This window comes from Okeania sp. SIO2B9, assembly GCF_010672505.1.
GTDB lineage: Bacteria > Cyanobacteriota > Cyanobacteriia > Cyanobacteriales > Microcoleaceae > Okeania > Okeania hirsuta.
This window is the reverse complement of sequence record NZ_JAAHGK010001373.1, coordinates 1-1,947: the sequence shown is the minus strand read 5'-3', so window position 1 is coordinate 1,947 and position 1,947 is coordinate 1. Positions and strand designations below refer to the sequence as shown.

The 1,947-nt window shown below is 34.1% G+C and carries 3 protein-coding genes; all 3 read right to left on the bottom strand.

The window, feature by feature from the left end; all coding sequences use genetic code 11:
* Positions 1-205 precede the first annotated feature (205 nt).
* Genes F6K13_RS30880 through F6K13_RS30870 form a run of 3 tightly spaced genes read right to left on the bottom strand, consistent with a single transcriptional unit; the run spans position 206 to position 1,764 of the window.
* Positions 206-994 (bottom strand): ABC-2 family transporter protein, encoded by a 789-nt coding sequence (locus F6K13_RS30880; RefSeq protein WP_124145073.1) that lies wholly within the window; start codon positions 992-994, stop codon positions 206-208.
* Between the two features lie 41 nt (positions 995-1,035).
* Positions 1,036-1,404, bottom strand: coding sequence for a DUF1963 domain-containing protein (locus F6K13_RS30875; RefSeq protein WP_205127375.1), 369 nt, complete (start codon positions 1,402-1,404; stop codon positions 1,036-1,038).
* 6 nt (positions 1,405-1,410) lie between these two features.
* Positions 1,411-1,764, bottom strand: coding sequence for a DUF1963 domain-containing protein (locus F6K13_RS30870; protein ID WP_205127372.1), 354 nt, complete (start codon positions 1,762-1,764; stop codon positions 1,411-1,413).
* Positions 1,765-1,947: the final 183 nt, after the last annotated feature.

Here is a 1,947-nt window from a genome sequence, read left to right as displayed (position 1 = left end):
GAGTCGAATTGCAGTGCAAATTTTTCACCTCTTTATGCTCATGCATGGAGCGTATTTTAGGCGCATAGTTGGGCAGAAAAATCATTCTTACAAAACGCCCGCTCCTACCTCCTATAAATTCCAATTTATCCTGTCTCCTGTCTCCTGTCTCCTGTCTCCTACCCCTACCACTCATACTTTTTCAGCAAACCCTAATTATTAATTATTAAGCACCCATCCCCGAATATTGCTTTAACCCCTTTCGCCACAACCAACGATTTAATCCCAAAAATATCGCACCCCAAGCAAACATCATCAATAACCCGCGTCCAATATCCACAGGCAACCCTACTAAAATAGAAGCAGGAAAATAAATTATATAAGGAAACGGAGTCCATAATGCTATTTGATATACTGATTCTGGAAACACTTCTAATGGAGCAGTTATTCCCGATAAAAACATATTAGGTAAAAACCAAAGCTGCTCAAGCGCGCTAGCTCTTTCTATCCAAAAGGCAAACAAAGCCATTGTATATTGAATTAAAAATCGTAATGCAAATGCCATTACTGCTACAATTAAAAATAACAAAAAATCACCCAAACTTGGCAACCAAAATATCCGGGGATATAGAATCAACAATAATAATATTAAACCTAAAATAAAAGGTCCTCTAGCAAGCCTTTCTCCAATATGACCAAAGAAATGATGCCAAACAGGATCTATCGGTTGTAATAATTTAGGAGATAATTTCCCCTGAACTACTTCTTTTTCAAAATCCCAAATCACCCAAACAGGTGTGATTGCACGGGCAATAAATACAGCTAAGAAATAATGAGAAAACTGTGATTTATCTAATGCAAATTCTCCTGCTACTGAAGCTTTTATCCAGACTCCCATCATAATAAAAGGCAAAGAAGATGACAATACCCATAAGAATAGTTCAGCTCTATATTCTAACATATAGGCGTAGTAAGTAGATAGAAAAACTTTAGCAATTTTGATAATTTTTTTCATTGTTTTTAATTATTTACTATTAATTTAAACAGGAGCTTTGATTAAGTGTATTTCAAGAAAAATAATATTATCAAAAGGCGGTAGATGAGTAAGGTAAAATAATAACTTAAAAACCAAAAAAGTAACTGCTGAGTGCTATATAATAAACAAGTCCAAGCAAATGCTACTTGATTTTTATGATGTTGGCACTGAGTAATATGACCACAACCAGAATCCCCAAACATAAAAGATAAATTATCGTCAGAATCAACCTGAAAAACTAATCTCATTCTTTCACCACAAATCGGACAATTAGGATATTCTATTCCCTGAATCCAGAAAGGCCAGCCGGATAATTTATCTCCTTCAATTGGGAAACTATCCTCTTCAGTTAAGAAATTATCTTCATATAATTCATCATCTAATTCTATACCAAATTATGCTGCTTCAGCATAGTTAGGATAATCTTCTAGTTGTTGCCAATCGACGATTAATTTAGGAGGAAAAACTTTTTGATTTTCAGGAATTTTTACATCTTGTGCTTCTGTTTCTGGCTGAAAAATTCTAATTAAATGAATGTCGGAAAATGGTTCCCATCCTTCATTATCGCAATCACAAAGTAGTTCTTCATTAGTGCAATAAAACATCTGTAAAATACCACTGCCAAATTCATTTTTTAATGCTTCTGGTAAGGTATTAAGGTTTAGCTGAAGAAAGAATTGTAGAGGATTTTGGCAATGAGGACATTTCGGCCATTGTTCATCTTTTGGTAAACCTTGGTTTACCAGCAAATTTAGAAGCAGTTAAAGCACCATCTCCATCGATAGTTATTGGTTTCCAAGCTTCACGTTTATAGGTTGAATTTCTAGCGGAATATTAGTCATAATATTTATTTGTAGAAAAAATTAAATAAACTATTTGGAGGATAGTAATTAGGGCTTGCTGATTAAATATCAAAGCACTGACAGATATGG